Origin of the sequence: uncultured Hymenobacter sp., from assembly GCF_964243305.1 — a bacterium.
Lineage (GTDB): Bacteria > Bacteroidota > Bacteroidia > Cytophagales > Hymenobacteraceae > Hymenobacter.
Genome location: NZ_CAXTEF010000046.1, coordinates 1 through 1771 on the forward strand (window position 1 = coordinate 1; position 1771 = coordinate 1771).

At 68.9% G+C, this 1771-nt stretch carries 2 protein-coding genes; both read left to right on the plus strand.

Annotated elements, in window-relative coordinates:
- Nucleotides 1–220 precede the first annotated feature (220 nt).
- Complete coding sequence (locus ACFE70_RS18140) at nt 221–922, plus strand: YoaK family protein (protein ID WP_375419198.1); 702 nt, start codon at nt 221–223, stop codon at nt 920–922.
- A gap of 46 nt (nt 923–968) precedes the next feature.
- Entirely contained in the window at nt 969–1751 is a 783-nt protein-coding gene (locus ACFE70_RS18145; RefSeq protein ID WP_375419199.1) for a DUF2490 domain-containing protein, read from the plus strand.
- The last annotated feature ends 20 nt before the right edge of the window (nt 1752–1771 follow it).

The window sequence follows — 1771 nt, forward strand, 5'->3', positions numbered from 1 at the left end:
CTCGCTCAACCAGTGGCTGGCCCTCACGCCCCCGACGCTGGTGAAGGCCCACCTGAACCTGGGCGACGACTTCATCGCGCACCTGCAAAAAACCAAGCCCGTCGTGTTCATGCCCCCGGCTCCCACGGCCTGAACCGCTTCCGAGGGCGGGGAGCGCCAGCAGCCGGCCGGGCGCGCCGCTGCTTGAAAACCCATCCTACCCCTGGCTAGCCTCCTTCGCATGGCTGATTTCCTGCCCCCGCCCCCCGGCCCCGTTCTGGCAACTGCTCCGGTTCCGGCGGCCACGCCCGGCCCGGCCGCCGTGCCCCCGGCCACGCTGCGCTTTACGCTGGCGCTGGTGGCGCTGGCCGGCTACGTCGACGCCGTCAGCTACCTGCGCTACCAGGGGCTGTACGTGTCGTTTATGAGCGGCAACACCACGGCGCTGGGCGTGGCCATCGCCAAGCAGACGACCAGTAAGATTGGTCAGCTCGCCGGAGTCCTGGCCCTGTTCGTGGTGGGCGCGCTGCTGGGCAACCTGCTCGCCCGTTGGGCCCGGCAATGGGGCCGCACCCTGATTTTGACCTGCGTAGCCGGCCTGCTGCTGCTGGCCGGGGCCTGGCCGGCCGGGGCCATTGCCTGCCTCACGCTGGCGATGGGCGCGCTCAACGCCACGGTGCACAAGGAGGGCAGCGTTACGGTCAGCCTCACCTACGTGACGGGCACGCTCGTGCACTTCGCCACGGGCCTGGCCGACCTGCTCAGCGGCCAGGCTCCGGCCAAGGACTGGCCGGGGCTCCTCACGTTCTGGCTGGCGTTCCTGGGCGGGGCGCTGGCGGGGGCGGTGCTGCTGGTGCAGCAGGGGCCACTGGCGCTGCCAATTGCCGTTGGCCTGGCGCTGGTGCTGGCCCTGGTGGCCCGGCGCGTGCAAGGCACGCAGTAGCCGGACCCGGCCTTGGTCGCTGCCTTCATTCACTACGTTCTTTCCGATGAGAACCTTGCTGCTTCTGCTCGCCGGCTGCGCCGGAACCACGGCCGGCTACGGCCAGAACAACCGCCTCACCGACCACAACGCCCTCGGCTGGCTCGTGTACGTGGGCGACCACAAGCTCAGCCAGCGCTGGACGCTGCACACCGAGTACCAGCTGCGCCGGGTGAACTGGCTCCGGACGTCCCAGCAGCAGCTGGCTCGCCTGGGCCTGGTGCGCACGCTTTCGAGCCGGGTGCAGGTGTCGGGCGGCTACACCTACTTTCAAAGCGCGCGCTACGGCGACCATCCCGCCGTGCCGGGGCGGGCGACGCCCGAGAGCCGCCTCTACGAAGACGTGACGCTGACCGACAAGCTGGGGCCGCTTGGCCTTAGCCAACGCATCCGCCTGGAACAGCGCTGGCTGGGTACGCGGGCCCCCGACGGCCGGCAGGCCGTGCGGAAGTGGACCTACCAGAACCGCATCCGCTACCAGCTCGCCGGCACGTACCCGCTCCAGGGTCCCACCATCGACGACGGCGAATGCTACTTCAACTTTTTCGATGAGCTGTTCCTGGGCTTCGGGCCGAACGTGAACGACAACATTTTCAACCAAAACCGCCTCTCCGGCGGACTGGGCTACCAGTTTGCTGCCCACGCCAAGCTGGAGTTGAACTACCTCTACCAGGTCAGCCAACACGCCGGACCGGACCCGGCGTCGGGCCAGCCCGTGTTTGAAAGCAACCAGGGCTTCCGCCTCAACGCGGTTTACAACCTGGACTTTACCCGCCAGGCGGCGCAGTAGCCGGGCCGCGCACCAGCCCC